Consider the following 25374-nt stretch of genomic DNA (forward strand, 5'->3'; position numbering starts at 1 on the left):
CTCCGGAACAGGGTCGATAATGCATCTAACAGTATCGCCGCTAAGGAACGGTGAAGTTCACCACGCTTCTGCTACACTCCGTCTGTTGCGGTTTATATACCGTAACAAAGGCTGCTACAGAATGTGAGCAGTATACAAGGGGCGGAGTACACCGCCCCCTCCGGGGCTAATAAATTTTTCCACTCACGTGACCCAGGGTTCCGCTTCGCATCGTTGGCGATGCTTCGCTTCACCCTGGGCTGCGGGTACATCGTGCCTCCGGCACTTTATTCTAGCGTCCCTGCGATTATTTGCAGAATTCATCGAAAATATGCGATACCGTAGGTTATATATTAGGTGGAGGGGAGTCTCTTCGTCAATTTACGAATTACGAATTACGAATAACGAATTTGAAGCAAAATAGGCATCTTTGCAATGCGAAAGATCATTGCTGTCCAAGTGACACCGCGACCGTTTCATGAAACACTTCCGAAAATCAAATACAAAATAATATATAGTGTCTCAGTGACACGGCAGAAACAGTAGGGCAGGAATGACCAGGTGAGACTATGCCATGAGCCCGATTGTTGAATAGCGATGAAGCTAACTATGTTCGAACTCGTGACGCGAAGTATTCGGAATCTGGCGCTGGGTGTGGTGGTGAGCGTAGGCGTGCTGCTCGCGCTGATGGTCGTGGACCGGTGGAGTGCGGGGCATAACGCGCTCGAAATATCGCGGACGCAAGCCGCACCTCCCTTCGGTGAACCCGGCTACGCGCCGGGACCCTTTGCCGGTGGCCGAAGCATCACCGATCTCGAATTGCCGAAGGAGGTCTCGATCTTCGGCGAGCGAGTGCCGCTGGAGAATTGGGAAATGCGCGAGCGGTTCGAGCGCGAGTTCTACTACAACTGGAACAACGCGAGCGCGCTCGTCATCTGGTGGAATCGGTCGGGGCGATACTTCCCGATGATCCACAAAATGTTGGAAGATGCGGGTCTGCCAACGGACCTGCAATATCTGGCCGTTGCGGAGAGCGGTCTGGCGAATATCAAGTCGCCGGCGAATGCGAATGGCTTCTGGCAGTTCATCCCCGGCACGGCGCAGCGGTTCGGTCTGCGCGTGGATGACTTGATCGACGAGCGGCTCGATCCGGAGAAAGCGACTCGCGCGGCGATTGCCTACTTCAAGTATATGAAGTCGATGTTCTCGACGTGGACGCTTGTCGCCGCTGGTTACAACATGGGCGAGGACAACGTGGCGACGGCGATGCAATGGCAGCACGCCGAGAGTTACTGGAATCTGAATCTGAACGATGAGACGATGCGCTATGTGTTTCGTATCGCGGCACTCAAAGAGCTGATGACACATGGCGATAAGTATGGTCTGGACTTCGGTCACCTGAAGCCCTATCACACGCCAGCGGTGAAATATGCATCGGTGACCGGACCAATTGCATCGATTTCGGATTGGGCATTTGGAATGGGATACCTGTATAAAGATGTGAAAGTGCTGAATCCGTGGCTGGCGGGGCGATCGATCCCGTCGGGGACTTGGCAGATTGCGCTTCCGCTTACAGAAGCAGATCGGCCTGTAATAAGATGAACAGGCCATTGGCACGCTTTCGGCATATAATGCAAAGTGAGATTACCATTATTCCACTTTGAGCTTATGTTATTCCTACGAAGAAATTTTCCATTTATTTTCATTCCAGTATCCTTTGCAGTAGCGCTTCTGCTCGTTGGCGGCTGTTCGAGCACCACGAGCGTTTCCACGAACGATGGGACGGTCACGATGCAATCGCAGCTAGCCACCTCGGACGTAAACCAAATGGTCGTCAAAGGCCAGGTCCCAACGGATTTGACATTTTCGTCGATCGTCGTGACGCGAGTTCAGGTGTTCATCAAGGACATCAAATTGCATTCGGATGTTGAGGACACATCGAAGGACGATCATGATGCGGAGATCAAGACCGGTCCGTTCGTCATGGTGTTCGATTCGACTGGAACCCATGTGGTTACGACGGTTACAATCCCTGCCGGGACATACGATCGCGTCAAGTTCGAGCTTCACAAGCCTAACCAGAACGATGCGGCCGATGCGGCGATCCTGGCGGCCTATCCTGATTTTGTAAGCGGAAACCAGACGTACACGGTCGTTATCGATGGCTACACGGTTTCGAATGGCGTGCGAACGTACTTCCGCAATCGCTCGATTTCCTCGAAGAATTTCACGCTCCGCTTTAAGGACCACGACAACCAGTTCAGCGATCTGAATAATATCGTGATCTCAGGTGGGTCATCCATGACGCTGGCCTTCCAGTTCGATCCGAGACTCGTGTTCCACATTGAAGGACTGCTGAATGGGACGATGTTCGATCCGCGAGATACGAGCCATCAGAAGGATATCGACGATCATGTGCTGATCGCGATCCGCCTGGTGAAGATTTCTTAAGCACAATAGAACAGTACTACGAAGCCAACCCGGAACCGTGCATCCAGCATGACGTTGATACAATGTCATGCATGTACGGTTCTGGGTTTTAATAGGGCTAGTAGGTATTGGGCCTTCGCTGGTGAGCCCCGCAATGGCACAGCGGCCTCAAAAGGGGAAGAAGAAGCCGGTGCCGAAATTAGCGGTCTCGCCCTTCGCGACTCCGTCAAAATATTATCGGATCGCCGGTTTGGGCAGCTCCGAAGGCGATACGTCGAACACGTTTCCCTATCCGACTGCTGTGCTGCAAGTGCTGGACACCGTGAATACCAGGATTGTCGTCCGGTTTCCGGAGCTTGGGATGCTGGGTGTTCGCGAAGATACGGTGACGGAGCCGGCGTTCTACATTAACGATACCCTTCGTGGCTATGAGCCGCATGAGCCGCTGGTGCTGCTGAGCTTCCCGAAGACGCAATACTTCGTCCTTATCGATGTCTGGTCTCGCGACCGCAAGACCCTACTCGACTCTCGACCGTTCGAATACGAAATGGACGTCCAGAAATATCATACGGCACGCCTTACGTATGTTCACGACCCAACGGCAGGTCCTGGTGCTCCGACCTTACGTCGACCATTCCAGCCCTCGCTGCTCCCCTTCTCAATCGAAACGAACCCGGCCTGGGGCGGCATCGAAACACTCGACTCCACCGGCACGTACTCGTTGATCTTCCGCGACCCACTGGAACCGAAGAAGGTGGCAATGTCACTTTCCATGCGGCCGACGTTGGTGGGGACAATTGACTCTGCGACCTGGAGGAACTTCCGCATGAAGGCGGAAATGGCATTTGGTGCAAAGGGAGTCGCCACGAGTTCGATTGGCGATTTTCAAGTTGATGACCTTGCCACGCGTAAGTATATCCGCGGCGGGTATGAGTTCGTCTCGAAAACCGGCGACAGTACAGTGGACTATGTCGCGGCATTTCTGACACCTCGGGCGATCCTACTGCTCTTCGCACCAATGGATATGCCGAATCAGCAACTGCAGTACGCATACTTCCGGGCAATTGCCAGAAGCCTGAAACTTGACTAAGCTTTGATAGGACACATGAGACTGATCGGCCTAATCGCTTTGAGCCTTCTAGTGACGGACGCATCCTTCGCGCAACCTGGGAAACCGTTCGAGTTGCATGGACTTCGACCAGGGATGTTGACTCGAGAGATTATCCTATATTCCCACGCTCCACTGGATACAATCCTCTGGGGTGGTGGAGATGGAGCGAGCATCATTTCCTTCAAAGGTGAATGCCTGCATGATTCGGGGGAGTTTCGAGTCTCGGTTGAAGGACCGGAAGTCACCCAGCTGCTCTTTGTGTCAAAGCAGCGGGATTCCACGCACGCGCAAATGGCGTTCAACCACACGAGCGCCGCGCTTGACAAGCTCTATGGCACTCCGGAGAAGTACCATAATGTCTATCGCATCATGACCTGGGAGGGCGCTGGCCAACAGCTCAAGCTCTCCACCAAGGATGGCGGGCTCTTCTACTCGCTTGGCCTCACGGCCCGGCGAACGCGTTCGGTGCCTCGCCAAGATTCACCCAAATGATGATTTCCGGAACAAATCATGGTGCGCCGGTCTTTCGACAATGGCACACACCAATGCCATCATTCCTCACCTTAGTAGATCGGACTTAGCACTTTTTCATGGGAATACGCTGCGGCATTGTTGGTCTTCCGAATGTTGGCAAATCCACGCTATTCAATGCGATCACGGCATCCAGCCAGGCTGCCGCTGAGAATTACCCATTCTGCACGATCGAGCCGAATACTGGAATCGTACCGGTGCCAGACACGCGCATTCACGAATTGACCGAAATCGTCAATCCTGCTCGCGAAGTCCCGGCCACAATCGAGTTCGTGGATATAGCCGGACTCGTCAAGGGCGCCGCACAAGGTGAAGGGCTCGGGAATCAGTTTCTCTCCCATATTCGCGAAGTCGATGCCATCGCGCATGTCGTTCGATGCTTCGATGACCCGAATGTGATCCACGTCGATGCGGATATCAACCCCCGGCGAGACATCGAAGTCGTCGAAACAGAATTGATTCTCAAGGACCTCGAGACGCTTGACAAAAAATCGGACGCCGCACAACGCAAGGGGAAGACCGGCGACCCCAAGGCTCGGGCCGAAGCGGACTTCTACGAACGTCTGCGCGAACATTTGGCCAAGGGTAGACTCGCTCGATACTTCCCCATCGCCAATGATGATGAGAAAGAATGGATGCGTGATACTTATCTTCTCACCTCAAAGCCAGTTCTGTATGTTGCGAACACCGATGAAGCCGGCGTCGTGAATGGCAACGACTACATCGAGACAGTGCGCGAGATTGCTTCAAAGGAAGGGGCCCGCGTGGTACCCGTCTGCGCCAAGATCGAAATGGAATTGGTCGAATTGCCGGAGGAAGACCGTACACAATTCTTGCACGAGCTTGGACTAAAGGAACCGGGGCTCAATGCGCTGGTGCGCGAAGCTTACGATCTGCTGGGTCTCCAGACATACTTCACGGCTGGACCAAAAGAAGTTCGAGCCTGGACCGTTCGAAAAGGTGCGAAAGCACCAGAAGCGGCGGCTGTCATCCATACCGATTTTGAAAAAGGCTTTATTCGAGCCGAAGTCATGCGGTTTAACGACTTTATTCGGCTTCAGTCAGAGGCTGCTGTCCGCGATGCGGGATTGCTCCGAAGCGAAGGCCGAGAGTATCTTGTGCAGGACGGGGATATTATGCACTTTAGGTTCAACGTCTAAGTTTGATGATGACGCCACATGGCGCGGACAACGAATGCGACTTGAAGAAGGGATACCAAAATATAATCTAACATTTCTCTCCCGCGAGGATCTCGAATCGATGCTCCGCGAGCGAGGAATGGACGCGGTCGATGTCAATAAAGTGCTCGATGCCTACGACATGGCCGAGAGCGTTCACGAATTCCAAAAACGTCTGGACGGTACCCCATACTTCTGGCATCCAAGCCGTGTCGCAAAAATCTTTATCGAAGAACTCAATCACTTCGATCCTCCGCTGATCTGCGCGGCATTACTCCATGATGCTCTGGAAGATTCGAACGTGCTTACGCCAGAGATTATCGAACTGAATTTCGGATCGTACACAAGCTATCTCGTTCAAAAGCTTACGAAGGACATCAAGGCCACTGGTCCAATGAAGGACTGGGTCGAGCGCGAATATGTCGAGCGGCTGATGCAGTCGAGCGAGGACGCGCGGATGCTAAAGCTCGCTGACCGTTTGGATACCTATCGCTGCCTGGAGTTCAACGTAAAGAAGAATCCGATCAAGTATATTATGGAGACGACCGAGCACTACTTCCCGCTCGCCCACGGCTCCCAGAACCCGCGCCTCCGCTATCTCATCAAAGAGCTACAGAAAGAGCAGAATAAGTTTTTGGGATAAGCCATCGTTGTGGCGAATCCCATATTTCTTCAGAAGCCAGTGGTAACCCGGAAGAACCAGTCCGCCGAGGAGTTCTTCACCAGCTCCCAGCCAACGCCACCTTCGAACGGTCCGCTACGAAGTTCAGCGCCGGCGGTTTTCAGCCACTCTGTTTTAGAGAGTGGAGTAATGGTCACATTGGGATTATTCGTTGGAGCGTCCGCATACCAGGTCGAACCAATATCGAAGAATTCGACAAGAGATGGTGAGAGAGCTTTTAGGATCGGCACTAGGCCGCTGAATATCTTATCTTGCTGAACGATCTCAACGGATCCCATTACCAGCCGATTACCATAATAATAGCGACGAATACCGCGCAGCCGATCGAGTGTATGAATGCCCGTAAGATTGAAGCCCTCTTCAAAATTATCATACTTGTAAAACCCGAGGAAGTCTTGCGGTAACTCGTCTCCTAGATCGGCTGCGATTCGGCCGCTAAAGGCAATTTGACTACGCTCATCCTCGCCGGAGAACGCCTGCCGGATTGTTGCGCGCAACCGTGTTCGCGTCAAATCACTCGCGAGTTTCTTGTCGCTATGTTGCGCCTCGAGTCGCAGCTCGCTTAAGGGTGACACGAATGCATAACTGGCAGTGAGTTCGAGAAGTTGTACCGATATCGGACGATGCGCAGCCGGCACCGAATCGAACTCGATGGTATTCCATGGATCGAGCTTCATCCATTGGCCGCCGAAGAATAGATTGTGAAGCTTCGTCAACGAGTTCGGTGTATGAAGCGCCAGATTCAGCCCAACATTGGCTCGATGGGATTGTTCGTAATATGCAACGTCAGAGAGGACATCGCAAAAATCGAGTGAGTTCGATGTGCCTGCGATTATGCTGGGCAGAAGTTGATTGTTCACATACTCGACGCCGTATGAGAATGTTTTGCTCACATCACCGTAGAGTCCGTAGGCTTGCAGAGCATGCTTTTGCATCTCATCCGACATGAGTGTAAATCCACCCCACTGAGTGCCAGCGTCTCCAGTGTGTGTTAGGTCGGAGCCGATAAGCGGAAGGATGAGCAACGGATGAATATGTCCCAGCGAGTTGTATTCGTATGGCCCGACTGTGATGGTTGAAGGAATCGAATCTGGCGCTCGCGTGATGAGTGGCCACCGCACCGTTCTCCACGCCGTGTATTTCGTGGCAAGTGGCGGCAACGGGGCACTTCGAATTGTGCGGCTCGTGGTAAGCCAATACATCTGCACGGAATTTCTCGATGCGAACGAAGTGATGAGAACCGAATCCTGACGCACGTCCCACGCAAGGACGTTGGAAGCAGCGTCGGTCAGTTGCCGTCCAGAGCGTCCACTCTGTCCGTCTCGTCCATCGATCACGTACAAATTCGGCAGCCCATTACGAAAGGAGAGAAAGATGATTGAATCACCACTTGGCATCCAGACCGGATAACGATCGTTGATCGAGTCATTCGTGAGATACGCAACCGCTCCAGAAGCCACATCGACACTGGCCACATCCCGCATCCCATTTTTGCGAAAGATACTGAAGGCAATATGCTTCCCATCAGGCGACCAATGCGGCGAATAGACCTCGATGTTGTCGTCATCAAAGTGCGTGAGATTGCGAATGTGCTCCCCATCCGCATCGAGCAAGGCAAGATCGGATCCAGAGCGCCGGAATTGCGCACACACGATGGTTCGGCCATCGGGCGAGAAATCGGGATATTCAAGCCGCTGATTCGAAGAAATGCGCGTCAAGTCTCCGGACTCGGTACTACATGTGAACAGATCGTAAATCAGATCGCCATGATCGCCGAAACGAATTTTCGAAAAGAGAAGCTGCTTGCCATCCGGCGACCATGAAAGATATGGTTCAATTCCCGATTCGGCGGTTAGCAGTTTCGCGGAGCTGCCAGTATCCTTATCGAGTATGAAAAGCTTCGTCGATTCTTCGATCGTTCGTTTACCGAGAATTGCGATCCGTTTGCCATCCCGTGCCAGCCTGGCCGCACCAACGACCGCCAGACCCGATGGGATCTTCCGGGCGATGTCCTCGACATCTTCTTTCTGGCCAAACTCAGTGTTATAATACACATTGAGCGACTTGTGCCACTCCTCCATGATCTCACCCAGCTTATGCTTCGTTACGCCGTGAACAGCTTCGTCGAAATCATACGGCACCAGGCCACGCGTGCCATGCTTGATAATTCTGGCAAGCGAGCTATCGCCATACTTCCACGCAATATACCGGACGAGCGATTGACCGCCCTCATAGATCAGCGTGCCGGCAAGGAAGTCATCCGACCCAAGATCGAGCTTACTGGATACTGCGGCAATGCGCAGCGGAACATCGAGATCGTTTGTCCAGCCGTCGGGCTCCATGTACCGCGCCATCCCTTCGTTGAACCATCGCGGCACTTTGGGCTCTGGGGCAAGCACATCGAGCCAGGTATGTGTCGCGCGGGCAATTACAATATGCGTGAACTCATGCGAGAGCACCGAGCGCAGCCACTTCGAAGTGCCACTTGCACGCAGCGAAAAGAGGTTATCATCCAGGATGCCGCGCAGCCAGACGAAAATGTAGTCGTCCATAAATGCGAAGGCATTGCGTTCCTCGTCGTTATCAGAAAGATAAATCCGGACCTTGCCAGACATCTCTGTCTCGAGATTTGTCGTGACGACCCGATAGACTTCCTCCGCAATCGGCGCCGCGATTCGCGCGATGGAATCGAGGCCCTGATGATATACGATCACGAAATGATCGGTCTCGATCTCTTGCCAGAATAATTCTGGATGATTCGCTCCGGTCACACCAAACAGTTGTGCGGATGCGGGCTGGCTGCCAAAGATCACGCCAGCAAGGAGGAGCAGCGATAATACGGTCGAGCGACGTATTACAAATGCCCTGGTCCGGATCTGCATCATAAACCTCGGTGATCTCAATCTCAAAACGCGCGCTAATTCACTACACCGTTAGATCGACGATCTCATTTAACTTTGGAAGATATACATTCCATCCAAGCTCCTTCTCGATGACGCCTTTGAGTATGGTACGCGGACCATCCTCTCCGTGAGTCAGAAAGAGCCGTTTCGGCGGTTTGGGAATTTGGCGGAGCCAAGCGATGATTTCCCGCTGATCGGCATGGGCACTGAAATTCGTGAGTGACAAGATACGTGCTTTCACAGGAATATGCTCGCCAAAGATCGTCGCTGTCTGGGCACCATTGAGCAAATCCCGCCCGAGTGTTTCTTCGGCTTGATACCCTGTGAAGAGAACGATCGTATTCTCATCCGGCAACCGGTTCGCCAGATGATGCATGATGCGTCCGCCGGTGGCCATTCCGCTTGCGCTGATGATGATCGCTGGGCCTTTGAGTTGATTCAGACGCTTCGAATCCTCCACGGTCTGTGTAAAATGCAGGGAGGGAAAAGACAGAGGATTCTTGTCGGGCTCCTGCATCTCGGAAGTCAGCAGCGTGTGCTCCTCAGGATACTTCTCGTACAGCGCAGTGACCGAGGTGGCCATCGGGCTATCAACATAGGTCGGGACCGCCGGGATTCGCTTATCACGAATCAGCGCATTCAAACAGTAAATCAATTCCTGCGCGCGATCGACTGCAAACGCTGGAATGACCAGCACGGCCGCCGAGGCCAACACGTCCTTCATAATCCCATACAGCTCCTCTGTCGGATCGATGTTCGCATGTTGCTTGTCCCCATACGTCGATTCGCAGACGACATAATCGGCGGCCGGCGGCGGCTCTTTGACTTTGAGATAGATCGGATGCTCGCGGCCAATATCGCCGGAGAAGAGCACGCGGACCGCGCCAGTCGCATTATCATTCGGGCCATCGATGCGCTTCTCCATCAGCACCGAGCACGAACCCAGGATATGGCCCGCGTTGGAATACTCGAAGCTGATCGAATCCGGCAGCACCTTCTTCGTATGACGTTCCTGCACGTGGAAGAATCCGAGCGCGCGTTCTGTGTCGATGTCATCATACAGCGGAAGTGCCGGCTTATGACGGGAGTAATGATGCCGGTTGGCAGACTGCGCGTCCTCCATTTGCAGATGCGCGCTATCGCGCAAAATAAACTGCGTGACCTCGTGCGTTGCCGGTGTACACCAGACTTGTCCGGCAAAACCGGATTTCACAAGACGTGGGATATATCCGGTATGGTCGAGGTGCGCGTGGGTCAGCACAACATTCGCGATGTCCGAGATCTGCACCGGAAATGGAGTCCAGTTCATTTCACGGAGCGCTCGACCGCCCTGGAAGAGTCCACAATCGAGCAAGACGCCGCGATGGGTCGCGGTGCGTAAGAAGTACTTCGAGCCGGTCACTTGTCCGGCTGCGCCAAGAAATTGAAGAGATAGCACGGATGATCAGGTTTGATGATTGGTTGCAGCGACAATATGGGAACGGAGAGAGCCTCTTCATAATTCGGCGGCAAAACAACAAAGCCCCTCACCACTCAGGCAAGGGGCTTTGAGACACTTCAATTCCGAATTATTCTTTCACTAACTTAATCGTCCGCACTTCCCCAGTGCCGAGCGTGATGCGGAGATAGTACGTGCCCGAGGCGCAGCGCGAGAAGTCGATTGGGATTTGGTGCTGGCCCGATTCGAACAAGCCATCCCCCGTCTTTTGAAGCGAGGGGCACGGCGTGTTGTTGCCCATCACATCGAAGACCTCCACGCGCACATACTCCGCATCCGAGAGATCGAACCGAAGCGTCGTCACGTCATGCAGCGGGTTCTCCGATACCGAGTACGACGAGACGTGCTTGCCAAAATCTCCGCCGCTCGGCACCCAGGCGTATTTAAAGTGGATCGCCAAAAGTGAGTCTAAGCCAAGCTGCTGCATCGTCGGCAGAGTAGTATCCAGCTTATAGGCAGAAGGATTGTTCGCCCATTGCTCGCGCTGAGCTTCACGCGACCAATCATACTCTTGTCTCAAGGCTGGAGTATCGCATGTAGTATTGTGGATAAGCCACGCGAGGACCGCCAAGCTGATATTTGTCCCTCTCGAAAAACTTCCGGGCGTTGTATCGTTCGGCAATGGTAACGATCCCATGATTTGCTCGACGTCCGCGCAAAAATATTCCTGATCCCGAGTGTTCAAATAGAGTACAGACTCAAGCCACTTAAGATATGGATCGCGCATCACACCGCCGTAAGGCCCATAAAGATGTGTCACCGCACTCGTCATGTCCCTAAATGCCTGAGGAGTACTAACGTTGTACGAGCAAGTTTCGATGAACCGCTTGAGTGTGTCATAGGATTTCTGCCATTCATGATATTCTGATCCCAAATAATCACCTGACCAGAACATGTCATTGCAAGCTTGGGCGGTATCCGCCCACTCCGGTGCTTTCTTGCTCTGGGGATTGGGGAGCTGTTTAACGGCTGCGCCACCACCCCAACCGGTGCCACAACTGACAGACGGGCGCGATGTAATTGTGGGCGCCGTTCGCCGACCAGTAGGGTTGGCCGAAAAGGTAATCGTGTAGTATGGTGGGTGAAGCGGAGGTATTTCCGCCTCCGCGTTTATGTCAGTGCCACTATTCCAAACGCACTGGTAGCACGGAGATGCAGACGTGTATGCATCGGGATAAACACCATAGCCCCAGAAGTTATTATCGATGTTACCAAGATTGATGGTTGCGTCGGTATGAATCACAGGGCTGTACGAACCAGTTGATGTAGAGTAAAGATCGTTCTCACCCCAGTTAGTCCACCCACTCAGAAGCTTACCTACGAATATATTAGAGGTACCATCCGAAATATAGATAGGAATCGGAAAAGGAGCAGCAACGGTATTGCCGGATGAGGGCCCGTAAATTTCATTATACGCCGCATAATCATCCGTTGGGCCATGGACCCCGGTTAAGTTGGGCCGCGAAGAATTCCACAATTCAATTTCATAGTCCACATTGTCATATATGTTATTGAAGATGAGAAATGACCTATCGGCAAATAGACCAAAATAGCCGACATCATTGCTACTCAAAGTATTCAACTTTAAGTAACCTCCTCCATAACGCGAGACTATCCCTCTTCCGCCCCAATTGAAGCCGCCTGTGCCACACCCTTTCTCGCTCTCTAGTTGCAAGTACTGTATGGTGTTGTTGCATATGAAAGGGTATGACATTGTCGTATAGGGGCCACCTGCAACGAGTTCTCGTACAAAAATTCCGTATGCAAATCCGTAGTCAGTAATAGTATTGCCTTCAACATTCGCCGTGGTGTTTTCAAGAATGATCGCGACGGGCGGTTCATCTTGCACGTCAACATTCTGATCACAATTATTATACTCGAAGTGATTATCGAAAATGTCGATCGGTCCGATTTGAGAGCCGTCGTATCCTTCACTATTGAAACTCCGAATATATATCCCATAGACTGGAAAAGGCAGACCGCTGGAGGTATGAGGGAATGCTTGATTGGGTGAAAATGCCTCGAAATGATTTCCTGATATTGTGATATGGGGATAACCCGGCGCCGGATAGCCGCCAATAGTCGAATAAGTATATTGATCATTCTCGGCCAGTATCGTGTACCCTCGCAAATTGTTAAACGTCATATTCTCAATTTGGTATGTGTCGGTTGCATACCGGGTCAAGTCTCGCATCTCGCCTGGATAAGGGTCAATCATATGTATCTCAATCGCATCGGCCACACCACCGGTGAAGGCAATATTCCCACCGTCGCCGCCCCATGCGAGATCGGTAGGATCTTTGTGCCCAAATCGAAGCTCCGAGGAAGCCATATTGCTAGAATTGAAAAAATTGAAGTCTTGCGCGTCGAACTGGGTCGGGGCAGTCGCATGGTCGTAAGAACTCCAGCCCTCATCCACGTAGAGTATGACTCCAGTAGCCTGGTAATTTGCATTGACGGGATTCGTCACGTCGACCGTACTGTAATAGGGTATGTGACCTCGGATACATCCTCCGGCCGCCCAGTTCGCAGCCCAATCGGCAGATGAACTGTACGCCGTTGACTGACTTGCACGAGTCAAAGTGATTTGGCCATGCAGTGACATGATCCCTGTTGTGTCAGGCAACCCTGTAGGCGTCCTGCTGTTGTCGCTCGGCCACACGTTGCCATCATACAAAACGTCAATATTTCCCGACATGCCACTCCCGTCAGGAGCTACAGTGAGGGATGTCCATTCGCCTGTCCAGAAATTTGCGCCACCGTGCAAGGTCAGAACTCCCGGATGATCGGCGAAGGATGCGTCCCTAAAGGTGGCAACCTGTATTGCTCCACCGCCAATTTCCTCAACGTCATACTGGACCAAACAGCCAGTACACCTTGAGTCAGGCTCCAGATTGCCATCCGTAAAGGGGGAAGCAATGAGCGTTGCAGCAAGTGTCGTAGGATCGTGCTGTGAAAGCAGCCCATAGTAATCCCACATCCCATGCACGACGACACCCTGAGAGCCACCGCGATTGGACCCGAGGAAATTGAAATAGAAATATGGCACATCCGTTAAGTGGCCGGGACTGCCATTTACTAATTCGCTTGTGCCGCCGACGTTCAAGCTGATATTGTCGGCAAGGAAGTCGAGTTGACCGACGTGCCGGTCGATGGCGGCCATCGTGGTGCCGCTGCCGAGCAAGCGCGGTTGCCAAAGGCCCGAGTATACAGCCGTCAGCGAGAACCCATAATTGGGATCGGTCCAAATGGCCATCGTCTTGTTTTGGAGGATGGTCGCGCCGGTGGTGCCGCCGTGGTTGCTGCCCGTCGCAGACCCATCGGTGACCGTGCAAATATCGGTCACGAGGGTATTCTCTTCCACATCTTCATCGAAGGCGCGGCTCGTGTCGCGTGCGTAGTAATGTGTTCCGCCACCATCGCCGGTCCGCCAGTGAACGTGAATGCCCATTTGGTTTACCGCGGCAACGTAGGAAGTCGGGTCGGTCAGCAACGTGGTCCCGGTCCTATTCAGCACGAGCCGGACATCCGTTGTGCCAGCAGGGAATAATGCTCCATTATCATGGCCTTCGACGATAACCAGCGGATTCTTGCCGGTCGTATTGTCAGACAGTTGATACAGGCAATGGAACTGGTCCGGACCTGTTCCGCCATCATGACGATCGGTATAATCGTAGGGGTTTGCAAATGCAGTGATGAAATTATCGATGATGGGTCTAGGGGCGCCAATCGGCGAGGCGGGTGGCAGCAGCGCACCATCGACATAGTCCGCGACAGGAGCCGGTGCGATTGCTGGCCGATAGAACAGAAGTGCGTTATGGCCCACGATCGGATCGACCTGGACGATGGCGTACACGGAAATCGTTGGAGCGGCAAACGGAGCGCTGCTGACGAGCACTCGCGCGTGTAACGCATGGTCGAACCAGACCGTCAAGCCGGTCGCGGGATCGATGTAGGTGTTGGGCAATACGAGCAGCGCTCCCCATGCGCCGGCATAATCTATTCGTTCAATGCTTGGGGCAGGGGTGTTGTCAATCCAGGCAACGCTGAATGTCGGGATGGCTCCCGTCCGGTTGTTCCGCACGTCGCATGCGACGGTCGGCTTCATGCCGCTGCCGACATACTGCGGCCATCCGAAAACGGGAAGCTGCGTCGTGCGGTCCACAACAGTGGCCCAAATCTCGCTCGTTGGTGAAACGCAGATTTGCGTATGCGTACACCAGACGATGTAGATATAGCGGGCATCGGACGCTATCTGATATTCGTCCTGATACGGTGTCGTCGTCCAAATATCGTGCGTGCAGTTTGGCCCAGGGCAGCCGCAAGGTGAACTGGTCGGCACCGCCGCATAGGCGTGGATCGCGCTGGTTACCACGTTCATCGGTGGCGCTGGATTTGTGCAAAACGCCAGCGAGAAATCCTGATCGCTCGATGTGAACTCGTCGATGAAAAAGTGCTGTCCCACTGGGTCGGGCCACACGTAATCGACCGCGCCATCCAGGTTGGCGGTCACCTCGGTCTTTGTGGGCATTGGGGCGCTCAGCGGCCCGCTCTGGACGACGCCAGGCGGAATGCAACTGGGATGGTGTGGCAGGTCGCTGGCGTTGTAGTAGCTGGATGGCTCGTAAAGTCCGTTGGCAAGCAAGTACCATCCTGTACCGAACGTCGGTTCATAGCCAGGGGCACCAAATGTCGTGAGCACGCTTCCAGGGGTAGAACTGATCGTCCATTGTCCCGAGCCGTTCGCAGCGAGACAGTCCATCGAAAGGATGGGCGCATTATCATCCGTGCTGTACTTGACGCCAGTAGGCGAGCCATCGTTGACGAACTGTTGCCGGAATTGATATTCCAAGTTCGATTGCCCTCTGGCTCCGGCAAAGCAAGCAGCAACGAGTGCGAGCGCGATAATCATGGCACGAACGGATGCAAAACGCGGACTGAGGCAGTGCCCCCCCGAAAACTATTAGCTTTTCTCATGACTCAATATGTTAGGGTGTGAACGAATCGGAACGGGCGGAGGGAGCCGGTGTCAGGGCTGGCGGGAACACGAAATCGGGGCCAGAGCAGGCATCGGGACGAGCGTCGTCCGAAGTAACCGCCGCTAATATACGAATTAATTTTGCGATTTGTCCAAAAATAATTTGAGAGTCGAGTACCAATCACACTTGCATATGGTATATTACATGCAGGGTGATATGCACCTATTGCTCATTGAAAAATCCGTTCGCGCGCGCTTGGCTGGGACCGGGCGTTCATTAAATGACAATTCAAAAGAGAGAGTTAAAGCGTTACTTTAACTTTGGGCACCTGTTTTCAAATAGGATATTTGTATCGAATGAAAGACTTCCCAAACGACCGGATTACCTACCACGGAATTACAGTAGGCGGTTTGGTGTCGATTGCGATATGAAGACTTTCATTTTTCTTCTTATTTCTGGTGCGGCTCTTTTGATGGCCAGGCCGGCCGCATCGCAGCAACCTCTGACTCAAAAAGTCCACGTGATCTCGATCGCGACTGAAGTCGATCTTGGGATGGTCTCGTATGTTCAGCGGGCGGTTGAAGAGGCGGAGAAGGCCCATGCCGTCATCCTGCTGCATGTGAATACATTCGGCGGACGATTAGACGCCGCGACGAAGATTCGGGATCTGATTTTGAATGCGAAGGTCCCGATGACCGTTGCCTTCGTCGATAAGCGGGCGATTTCAGCGGGCGCACTGATCACGCTGGCTGCGCAGAAGATCGTAATGTCGAGTGGCTCGACGATGGGAGCCGCTACTCCGATCTATGAGACAGGCGAGAAGGCATCCGAGAAGGTCAACTCCTACATGCGAGCTGAGATGCGCTCGACTGCCGAGCGCAACCATCGCGATCCAAGAATTGCCGAGACAATGGTGGACGAATCGATTGGACTCGACTCATCATACAAGATCAGTGTCCCGCAAGGGAAGCTGTTAACGCTGACGGAGGAAGACGCGATTAAAGTCGGCTACGCCGATGCGAAGGCCGAGACGGTACCGGCTGCGCTTCAAGCGGTTGGAATCAGTGCAACGGATATTGTAAATTCCGAAGAAGGATTTGGTGACAAGCTGATTCGGTTCCTGACTTCGGGCCTTGTCAGTTCGCTGCTCATCATGATCGGCATGGCCGGCGTGTTTTATACGATTAAGACCGGCCACTTCGGCGCAATTACGATCGCCGCTATTGCTGCCTTCGTGCTGTTCTTTGGCGGGCAATATATCACCTCGGTTGCGCCGCTGATCGCGATCGTGCTATTCCTTGCCGGCTTGACGTTATTGTTGATCGAGATCTCGCCAGTACCAACATTTGGACTTGCCGGTGTTCTCGGTATTGCCGGAGTAGCGTTTGGGCTATTTCTGGCACTGGCCGGCGATCTCAGGACTCTAACACCCGATCGAATGACGCAAACCTTTGTCACACTCGCGATAGCACTCACGGGAGTAATTGTGCTTGGATACGTCATCATCAAATATGCGCCGAAATCGTTATGGCTTAGGAAATTCCGCAATGAGGCGACGACGGCCGATACAGGATTTTATGCTGCCGAAGAGGCACTGATCATTGGCAAGAGCGGCATCGCACAAACAATGTTGCGTCCGGCCGGGATCGTGCTGTTGGGTGATCGGAAGATCGATGCTGTGACCGGTGGCGAATTCCTTCCACCCGGCACGGCAGTCACGGTTATGCGGATGAGTGGCAACCGTGCAGTCGTCCAAGCCGCTACTGACGCAGTGACTACGCGAGCGACTTCTGAAAGTCACATCAGCGAGGAGCGCGAGCGCGGCGACAGTTTCGGTGGCCGCATCGCGCGGACGACTTAGCGCTCGATCACGATGCGGCCAATGGCTTGCACGTCCCCATCAGCGATGACGACATAGCTGCCATTTGGCAGATTGTTCATTGAAAGCGGAAGATCGGTATGACCCGTTTCGATCGAGCCATCATAGATGACTGCCCGCAGGGCGCCGGCCTCGTCATACAATCGAAGCGTGACGTGCCCTCGCGTCGTAAGGTCAAGTGATATGGTGGCGTTCGATGCCATTGGATTTGGATAGATGCAAAGTTCCCCGAGCGTAATTGCCGCATGCATTGGGACGCTCAACGGGATGTTCGAAAGTGGCACAGCCCAGAGTCCGTTTTGAACTGTCCCGATATAGGCGGTTGAACTGTCGATCCCGAAGGCCTGCATCGGACCGGTCGTTGACTCTGGGATAAGCTGCGTCAGATTCTGATCCAGAACGAAGAGGCCGTTATCAGCGGGAGAAGGATTGTACGCTAACGTCAGAAATATTTTCGATCCGATGGTATGAGCAGATGAAGCCATCAGATTGATGCTTGACCAGTTAGCGCCACCATCTATCGATGTCAGAATTTCATCGCCGAAACACAAGCACATTCTTGATTCGGTAACAGCGGAAGCTACAAGCCATCCACCGGTCAAGGGAAGAATGCCAGCATCACTCCACGTTTTTCCAGCGTCGGGAGAACGCCAGAGGCGCCAAATAGTATCTGCTTGCAGGGTTAATGCGAGAACTGTATCGCGAAATGTTATCACTGCCTCAACTGCAAACGGAACCTGTTCGGGTATTGGTGACAAGGCCTGCCAGGAACTGCCATTATCCAATGACTCAAACGCATCACCCGTAGCAGATCCTAAAATCAATGTATCTCCAATCGCAGTCAGGGTTGGAGTCAATGCGGGCGATGCAAGCGCTTCCCAGGAGGTACCGTTCCACCGCCAGATGACGGAGCCATCTCCAACAGCGTAGAGGTTACCGAGCAAATGATAAAAGGTGCTGGCACCTTCAATCGTAGCGGGGGTCAGCCATGTCAATCCGCGATCCGAACTTTGAAAGATGGCGCTGCCGGGTCCGAAGTCGGTGCTAGCGAATAGAGTACCTTCGGATGAGGCAACATTCGCGATGAACGAGGCATGAATACCTTGCGGCACATACTGCCAGGCTTTACCATCGGAAGATTGGAACAATCCCCCTTCCTCACTTGAAAGAAACGACCCACTCACGTAGGTCAGTCCATAGGCTCCGCCGCCACCTGTCGAGTAGTAATCTGGATAGCCACCCTGACCGTCAACCGATGTCCATGATCGAGCACCATCGGTAGAGAGGAAGATGCCATTGGATGTACCGGCCACCATCGTGAGACCATTCACCACAAGTTGACCGATATCGTCTATGTTAGAATCGAGACCATAGTTGATCGGAGTAACCCAAGACTGACCGAAGTTGGTCGAAAGATCGACACGTCCTGTGCTTCCAGCGAATAAGTTCGTGCCAAACGTTGCGAGTGACATCGGCCCTTGCGTAGAAGAATAACCCGTCTGGCCCCAACCTCCTCCAGCAAATGGAAGGCTCCAAACAAAGGGGCCTCCATTAATCACGAATAGATATCCTCCGCATGGCACTGCGGCACTGATAGAATATGCGTCAGAACCCGGTGGAGCTTTCGCAAAGCGATTCCAATGATCTCCCAAATCCGATGATCGAAAAACACAATCGTTCGTATCGTCATTGGTTAGCACCACGAGGATCGCTTGCCCCTTCGGGATCAGGGCGATATAGGATGATTGCTTGGAATCCGGCAAGACATTTTGCCAGGTCGACCCGCTGTCAAGCGAGCGATACACACCTGAATCAGCACCTGCAAAAAGCACATCCCCTTGAAGCGGTACGAAGATGCTTGCAAGTGCCGTGATCGTTTTCCCAGCAAGGCCAGCCCGTTTCCAAGTCTGAAAATGATCGGTCGTACGCCATGCGCCATCTTCGGTACCGGCATAAATGTGGCTGCCCTTGGAACCTGCAAGCGTATCATAGCAATAGGGTCCTGCGCCTGGGGGGCCAGGAATTTGATGCCATTGGCCGAAGGCGCCAAAAGGAAGCAGAATTAGGAACGCAACGCTGTAAAATATTTTCATAGACTTGATTGACAAATAGCCAACGACGAATCAGGTCATTGCGTTTTGCAGAAGATTAGTACGGCATCCTTCTTCTTAAGGAGTGAAACGCCATTTCGAAGTTCGGTGCGACGAGAAGTTGAAGCCAGGAATCGCTCGATCTTGCGCGTCTCAATTTCGGTCAGCCGGTAGCACCCTATTTTGAGATTAACCCAGGCTTCAACCACGCCGTGGAGTAGAAACCCCTGCAAGTTGCGCAGTCCACTTAAGTTGATCGATCCATCTGGTTGCAGGAGCATCTCCAGATTTTCTTGGGTCAATGAAGCCAGGAAGTTATCTAACTTGGCCATTCGATGAGCTAATCCGGCAAGTGCGCGGACGGGGGAGCGGTCGGGATAGGCTTCGATGAGTGCAGGAATTACTGTATGCCGGATGCGATTTCGCTGGTAGTTCAGCTCCTCGTTCGATTCATCACGGTTGAACCGAAGTTTCTGATCGAGCAAGTACTCCTCGATCTCATCTCGCGTTACTCCAAGCCAGGGTCGGATAATGCTAAGGGCACCGAGCTTCCGCATTTGTGGTATCCCGGCCAACCCGCGCACGCCAGCTCCACGTACAGCATGCATTATGACTGTCTCTGCCTGATCGTTTGCGGTATGCGCCGTCAAAATGAATTGCGCACCGTGCCTCACGGCTAATTCTTCAAAGAACTCATAGCGAATGTTCCTGGCGGTCTCTTCGATTCCTTTTCTTTCTTCACGTGCACGAGCTGTGGTGTCCGCTTGCCAAATTGCATTGGGTAAATTCCACTCTTTAGCATGTTGCGAAACGAGAGTCTGATCGGCATCGGAGGCGGATCCGCGCAAGCCATGATTGATATGCGCAAGAAACACCTCGCCAACCCTTCCGCGCAACTTCAACTGCAACATCACGTGCGCAAGTGCAACGGAGTCCGGGCCGCCACTGACACCGACAATAACACTGGAATCCGAAGTGACACTGAGACTCTGGAGAATTGCTCCTGTTCGAGCAACTATAGCTGGAAGAACGTGGGACATGGTTCGCGTCTTACCACGACTTATCATCCTCTTGCCTTCACTGACAACCGGTTTAGAATTGTCCATATGTGCTCTCAGTTCGCGTAAGCTTCACATCCTGCAACTGCGGCGCCTTGATTCGGATTTCAAGATTGAATCCCGAGATGCGAGATCCCGGCGGGCGATATGAAAAGTCCATTTCCCAGCAATGCAAGTCACGATGAATACGAAGTTCCGGGATAATGATTTTACCTTCCGTAAGATCATAGGAAGCGGTGGTCGTGAATTGCCAGTTCTTGGTTAGTGTTAGTGAGAGCGAGGTCGTCGCGCCGAAATTGCGTTGAAGGGTGGAAATAATGGAATTGCCAACCAGATTGGCTGTATAAGATTGCGAGTATGTCAGACCATAATTTACATTCCATTTGGGCCGGAATGGTACGCTAATAAACGGTCCAGGAAAATACCCGCCCAACATCAGTGCGCGCTCATCATCCGGACTGGTGATATTGAACAACCGCCTCAACGAATCATAGTTGTCACCCTCAACTGTCGTCGCGCTCGAAAAACTGCCACTTAAGCCGAAAGATGCATTGGTCGGACGAAGGTAGCCTTGGTGCAGAGAGATAAGTGTCGCATCGGTACTATCCTGCCCATACGAGTTCACAGGGTAAAAGGAATAGCTCACAGTACCACTCATTGAGAGGAATGTACCAATTGAAGATGACGTCGAGATCGAGAAGGGACTGAGTATTTTCGTCGCAAGATTGTAACCACTCGACGCATTCAGATTCAGCAATTGCAGGTGATCGATCGTCGTTGAGTCTTTCGTAACATTTCGCTCGACTTTGGCTTCGAAGTTGTTGCCCAGGCTCATTCCTAGAGTTGCATTCTTCCCGATACCAACCAGCCCCCCATTCAGCTCGCCCTCATAAATATTATAGTGCTGCAACTGTCCCGTTTGGGGGTCGATATAGGCTACATAATTTTGGGAGGACAAATCCGGGTGATAGGAAAAGCTAATGGAAGGCTGCACGGTATGGCGGATCGCCTGAATTCCAAACGCACCTATATTTGCAATGCCATAGAGCGTTGTAGAAACGCCGATGCCCATATTGTAATTGTAGAGCCTGTTAAAGCCACTGGTGGTATCCTGCGTGAAGATTATCGCTGTGTCGTTCTTGCCGGTCAGGCTATCGTAAGTGATTTGAGTGCCATAAATTCGATGATGCTGTTTGAACATCCACGCCTCTGAATAGCTAAAACTCGGGTTGACCGTGAAATGACCAAACTTCGGTGAAATCCCAATAGAAGGATTATGAAGTACTCCATAATGCTCCGAGGTGAACCAATGGCTGGTATCAGTGGGTAGTGGAACATTGCCGCCGATATGCCTGCTTACCTGACGGTCCGCATTCAGGGAGTACCCAATCCCGAGTGAGGACAAAGTTGGATCAACCGTTTCGCCTTCAGTCGAAGCGAACGGATACCAGGTCGATTTCGAAAAATTCAGCGAGGGACTCGTCTCGTCATACGTGCTATTATTAAGGTCCTGATTACGATTATAGTCAATGCCAAGATTCATTCCCAAATCAGACCATCCAGTATTGAAACTCGCGTTACTGGAGACATTCTGGGTATAGAAGTCTCTCTGATTCCGAGCATTATCCTGAAAATAGCCGTCGCTCTGGAAACTGAGATTCGCGGAGAGAGCAGTCTCATACCCCAAAATAAGATTCGGCAGCGAACTTTGCACAAGCCAATTCTTCGTATAGGGATCAACACTATTGAACCGTGTGAACCCATAGCCAAGTCTTAGCGAAGCAGGGCTGTTCAGAAGGTACTTCTTCATCCATTCGCCACGGACATCAATGTTATATCCGCCTTTGGTATAGAGGTCCGTTTGGGCAGCGGCATCGAGATAATCATTGAAAACCCAGTAATAGCCAAGATGTGTCAGACCATAGCCACGGTCCCCTGTTACTTGATAATTCGGCGCAATAATTCCGGAATGACGTCCACCACCGTGATTCGGGAAGACGCCAAAGGGAAGCGCAAAAATTGGAACATCCGCTACATAGAGATAAACCGGCTCCGCAAAGATTTGGTCCTGCATAACGACCTTCATCTTGGGCGATTCAAAGTAATAATGTGGGACCGGCGCATCGCAGGTAGTATAGCGTCCGTTTTCGACGAATAGCGTTTGCGGTGCGACTTGTTTAATCTTCTCGCCATAGTAGAATCCACCCTCAAGTTCGGTTGTGCCAAGCTGCACGGTCCCGTGCTTAGTCTTGAAATTGTAGACGATCACTTCGCCCTCATACGTCGTCGGACCTTCTGTAAGTTTTGGCGCACCACGCGATTTCGTGCGGTTCGTATCACGTATGATCCGCCGCCGAAGTGCAAGGGATGCGCTTACGACCGAATCGACATCGGCGCTGTACGCCGTCAATGTGTTGTGTTGAAAGTCCATCACAATGGTATGCGCATCGAGCTCGCGGTTCTGGAATTGAACGACCGCGTTACTCACCAGCGTCATCGTTTTTCTGGCGACATCGAATGTAGTCGAATCCTTCGCGGTGTAGCGAACAATCGTATCGACATCACCACGAATCGTGTCGGCGGAGATGTAAAGCGAATCCGGCAGCTCGAATCCGGGGCGGACTTGCTTTGGAGCGGGTGCTTTCGTAGATGTGTCGGTGGTGCCTGGAGGGGTCTGGGCACGCACCAGGAATGGAATGAGCAGGATCGCTGACATCACGACCGGGATGACCAATATCCGATAGCCTACTCCTGATTTCATGAGTAGCGGGGCCTAATCCTATACTGAATCGGATCTTCCACTCCGGCCATTGCGAACCCACGAAGGCGAAGCGCGCAACTATCGCACTCGCCGCAAGCCAGATTTTCAGACTGGTAGCACGACCATGTCCGCTCGATTGGGGCACCAAGCCGAACCGATTCGCGAACAATCTCACTCTTCTGCAAATGGATCACTGGTGTCATTATGCGGATGCGTGTATCTGGCTTCACACCTAATTCGATCGCGCGTTCATATGCATCGAAAAAAGACCGCCGGCAGTCTGGATAGCCCGATGAATCTTCCTCGACGGCACCAATGTACACCTGATTCGCTCCGATCACTTCCGCCCAACTCGCGGCAATCGCCAGGAAATTTCCGTTGCGAAACGGAACGTACGAACTTGGAATACCTGAAGCGTGAAGATCGGCGAGTGTCACCGCGATGCTCGCATCCGTCAAGCTCGATCCACCAATCTCCCGCAAAAATTCAATGTCAACCACAAGACGCTCCCGAATGCCGAGGACATCCGCCACATCGTGAAAGGCCTGCAACTCTCGGTTCTCGGTTCGGTGACGATAGTTCAGGTGAAGCGCGGCAAGATTTCGCGACTCATTACGGGCAATGGTTGCCGTGAGGGTCGAGTCCATCCCGCCGGAGAGTAAGACGATTGATTTCATGCGGATTACAGCGGACCGGACACCTCAGCATACGTCCGTTCCGTTTCCTGAATACGCACGCGGAGTTCACGCAAATGTTTCATCGAGGCAAATGTGAGGCTAAGTCGCTCGAAAAACCAGCGGGCAATATTCTCGGCCGTCGTCGGCCAATCGACATAGACGGCCTTAAGCCCGCTTCCACGTAAGAAATCAGAAATGAGCACATCGGAGCGGGTGCATAGGAAAGCATGATCTAATTCGGCGACCATTGGATCAACCATCCTTTTAAGATCGAAGTAGTCGAGGACCATGCCTGCGGATTGGGGCTCACCTGAGAGCTCGATCCACATGCAGTATGAGTGACCGTGGACATTCCGGCAGCCGCCATCGTGCTCGGGCAGACGGTGCGCCATCTCCCAGCGGAAATCTTTCGCTATATGGGTAAGCATTATACTAGTGCGCCTGGATGAGACAGATGGAACCGACGACGCCAGATGAATTTTGCGGCCCGTTCTCTGAGTCTCATTGTATCGCTTTCTCAAGTTTCGTAATCGTAATTCTATCGGAGATTGGCACCGGGCTCTCCCCTTTCGTATACTTCGCCACCACGTTCGAGTGCAGCCCGCCGCGTGTGGAGAATTCGCCGGTCACTTCCAGCCATCGTGGATCAAGAGCACTCACCAAATCTTCAAGAATTTCATTGATTACAGCCTCGTAAAAAATACCTCGATTTCGAAAGCTGATGAAGTAATATTTTAGCGCCTTCAGTTCGACACAGAGCTTATCCGGCACGAAGACGATTGTAATCTCTCCAAAATCAGGTAAGCCCGTCACCGGACAAACAGAGGTAAACTCCGGATTCGTGTGCGTCACGACGTACTCCCGATTTGGATACGGATTTGGAAAAACGACAAGTTCAGGTTTGCTTGATGTCATACCCCTTTTAATATTCCCGGCCAAATTAGTTTATGCAACTGCGTTTGCAGGCGGACGGGCAGCCCATCTTCAAGGATCCAGGCTGCTAATGCCGCGAGATCGAGTTCACCTTGGACCGGCGAAAAAAGAATAGTCCCTACGCAATTACGTAGTTGATATAGCACAAGTTGCTGACGTGCCCATTCATAATCCTCTCGCGATCCGATTACAAATTTCACCTCGTCTTGTTTCGTCAGGTGCAGGATGTTCTCGTATCGATTTCGCTTCACCATTCCCGATGATGGTGTCTTGAGATCGACAATACGTTTGACTCTCGGATCGACACGCGAAATATCGACATGGCCGCCGGTTTCGATCATCACCTCATATCCATGCTCGAAGAGTCGCTGCATCAGTGGGTACACCCCTTCCTGCTCCAAAGGTTCGCCACCTGTCAACTCGATAAGGTGGCAGTTGAACCCCTCAATCCGACCGAGAATATCTGTGATGAGGAGGTCTTCTCCGTCGTAAAACGCATATTCCGTATCACAATAAGAGCAGCGCAAACCACACCCCGTCATGCGAACAAAGACACAAGGTTCACCAGCGCGAGAACCTTCCCCTTGAATCGAGTAGAAGATTTCGTTAACGCGTAGCATGTCCTCGCGTTGTCGTTCAGACAATGTAAGCCTCTTTGGATGCTCGATTTCAGGTATTTCTGGCA

The 25374-nt window shown here is 52.5% G+C and carries 17 protein-coding genes; 7 read left to right on the plus strand and 10 right to left on the minus strand.

All coding sequences use genetic code 11. From position 1 onward, the window contains the following. The first annotated feature begins 576 nt into the window (after positions 1-576). From Q8902_13585 to Q8902_13610, 6 genes are all read left to right on the plus strand, one after another. A complete protein-coding gene (locus tag Q8902_13585; GenBank protein ID MDP4200589.1) occupies positions 577-1581 on the plus strand; it encodes a lytic transglycosylase domain-containing protein in 1005 nt (334 codons plus the stop codon). A gap of 66 nt (positions 1582-1647) precedes the next feature. Next, a complete protein-coding gene (locus Q8902_13590; protein MDP4200590.1) occupies positions 1648-2430 on the plus strand; it encodes a hypothetical protein in 783 nt (260 codons plus the stop codon). Positions 2431-2563: 133 nt separating this feature from the next. Continuing rightward, complete coding sequence (locus Q8902_13595; protein ID MDP4200591.1) at positions 2564-3499, plus strand: hypothetical protein; 936 nt, start codon at positions 2564-2566, stop codon at positions 3497-3499. Positions 3500-3514: 15 nt separating this feature from the next. Continuing rightward, positions 3515-4012 (plus strand): hypothetical protein, encoded by a 498-nt coding sequence (locus tag Q8902_13600; GenBank protein MDP4200592.1) that lies wholly within the window; start codon positions 3515-3517, stop codon positions 4010-4012. 98 nt (positions 4013-4110) lie between these two features. After that, positions 4111-5211: a redox-regulated ATPase YchF gene (ychF, locus tag Q8902_13605; protein MDP4200593.1), complete on the plus strand. Its 1101-nt coding sequence runs from the start codon at positions 4111-4113 to the stop codon at positions 5209-5211. Between the two features lie 34 nt (positions 5212-5245). Next, positions 5246-5872: an HD domain-containing protein gene (locus Q8902_13610; protein ID MDP4200594.1), complete on the plus strand. Its 627-nt coding sequence runs from the start codon at positions 5246-5248 to the stop codon at positions 5870-5872. Between the two features lie 29 nt (positions 5873-5901). Here the strand turns inward: Q8902_13610 and Q8902_13615 are convergent, their stop codons facing one another. From Q8902_13615 to Q8902_13625, 3 genes are all read right to left on the minus strand, one after another. Continuing rightward, entirely contained in the window at positions 5902-8796 is a 2895-nt protein-coding gene (locus Q8902_13615) for a hypothetical protein (protein MDP4200595.1), read from the minus strand. A gap of 40 nt (positions 8797-8836) precedes the next feature. Beyond that, on the minus strand, positions 8837-10252 hold the full coding sequence (locus tag Q8902_13620; GenBank protein MDP4200596.1) for an MBL fold metallo-hydrolase: 1416 nt from the start codon (positions 10250-10252) through the stop codon (positions 8837-8839). A gap of 130 nt (positions 10253-10382) precedes the next feature. Further along, a complete protein-coding gene (locus Q8902_13625) occupies positions 10383-15224 on the minus strand; it encodes a hypothetical protein (GenBank protein ID MDP4200597.1) in 4842 nt (1613 codons plus the stop codon). A gap of 494 nt (positions 15225-15718) precedes the next feature. Between Q8902_13625 and Q8902_13630 the strand changes: the two genes are divergently transcribed. Continuing rightward, the gene (locus Q8902_13630) at positions 15719-17152 is read left to right on the plus strand and encodes an NfeD family protein (protein MDP4200598.1); all 1434 of its coding nucleotides are present in this window, start codon (positions 15719-15721) and stop codon (positions 17150-17152) included. Here Q8902_13630 and Q8902_13635 read toward each other — a convergent pair. The 7 genes from Q8902_13635 to Q8902_13665 form a co-directional block, all read right to left on the minus strand. Further along, complete coding sequence (locus Q8902_13635; protein ID MDP4200599.1) at positions 17149-19263, minus strand: hypothetical protein; 2115 nt, start codon at positions 19261-19263, stop codon at positions 17149-17151. The genes Q8902_13630 and Q8902_13635 overlap by 4 nt on opposite strands. A gap of 35 nt (positions 19264-19298) precedes the next feature. After that, on the minus strand, positions 19299-20300 hold the full coding sequence (gene tilS, locus Q8902_13640) for a tRNA lysidine(34) synthetase TilS (GenBank protein ID MDP4200600.1): 1002 nt from the start codon (positions 20298-20300) through the stop codon (positions 19299-19301). A gap of 52 nt (positions 20301-20352) precedes the next feature. Further along, on the minus strand, positions 20353-23079 hold the full coding sequence (locus tag Q8902_13645; protein ID MDP4200601.1) for a putative LPS assembly protein LptD: 2727 nt from the start codon (positions 23077-23079) through the stop codon (positions 20353-20355). Next, the gene (gene queC, locus Q8902_13650; protein ID MDP4200602.1) at positions 23076-23756 is read right to left on the minus strand and encodes a 7-cyano-7-deazaguanine synthase QueC; all 681 of its coding nucleotides are present in this window, start codon (positions 23754-23756) and stop codon (positions 23076-23078) included. Before queC ends, Q8902_13645 begins: the two co-directional genes overlap by 4 nt. Before the next feature lie 5 nt (positions 23757-23761). Beyond that, positions 23762-24184: a 6-carboxytetrahydropterin synthase gene (locus Q8902_13655; protein ID MDP4200603.1), complete on the minus strand. Its 423-nt coding sequence runs from the start codon at positions 24182-24184 to the stop codon at positions 23762-23764. Positions 24185-24257: 73 nt separating this feature from the next. Further along, positions 24258-24671, minus strand: coding sequence for a preQ(1) synthase (queF, locus tag Q8902_13660; protein ID MDP4200604.1), 414 nt, complete (start codon positions 24669-24671; stop codon positions 24258-24260). Beyond that, positions 24668-25309, minus strand: coding sequence for a radical SAM protein (locus Q8902_13665; protein MDP4200605.1), 642 nt, complete (start codon positions 25307-25309; stop codon positions 24668-24670). Before Q8902_13665 ends, queF begins: the two co-directional genes overlap by 4 nt. Positions 25310-25374: the final 65 nt, after the last annotated feature.

Source organism: Bacteroidota bacterium (genome assembly GCA_030706745.1).
Taxonomy (GTDB): domain Bacteria; phylum Bacteroidota; class Ignavibacteria; order Palsa-1295; family Palsa-1295; genus PALSA-1295.